The 214-nt window shown below is 62.1% G+C and carries 1 protein-coding gene; it reads left to right on the top strand.

Features of this window, described 5'->3' with window-relative positions; translation table 11 throughout:
* Positions 1-214, top strand: a 214-nt coding sequence (locus ACLEJR_RS27160; protein ID WP_440817808.1) for an immunoglobulin-like domain-containing protein, incomplete at both ends; no start/stop codon positions are given.

The following is a 214-nucleotide window of genomic DNA, read 5'->3' as shown; positions in this document are numbered from 1 at the left end:
TGCGGTCACTGACGTCACCGACACCATCGACACCAGCACCGTTTCGCTCACCGCGACCTCGACCGTTGCCGAAGGCGGCACCGTCGTCTACACCGCATCGGTCAACGCTCCGGTCACCGGCGCTCCTCTGGTTGTGACCCTGTCGAACGGTCAAACCATCACCATTCCGGTTGGCGCGAGCAGCGGTTCGGTCAACTTTGTCACGCCAAACGAT

This window comes from Pseudomonas sp. SMN5, from assembly GCF_052041925.1.
Taxonomy (GTDB): domain Bacteria; phylum Pseudomonadota; class Gammaproteobacteria; order Pseudomonadales; family Pseudomonadaceae; genus Aquipseudomonas.
This window is presented reverse-complemented; position numbering and strand designations above follow the sequence as displayed.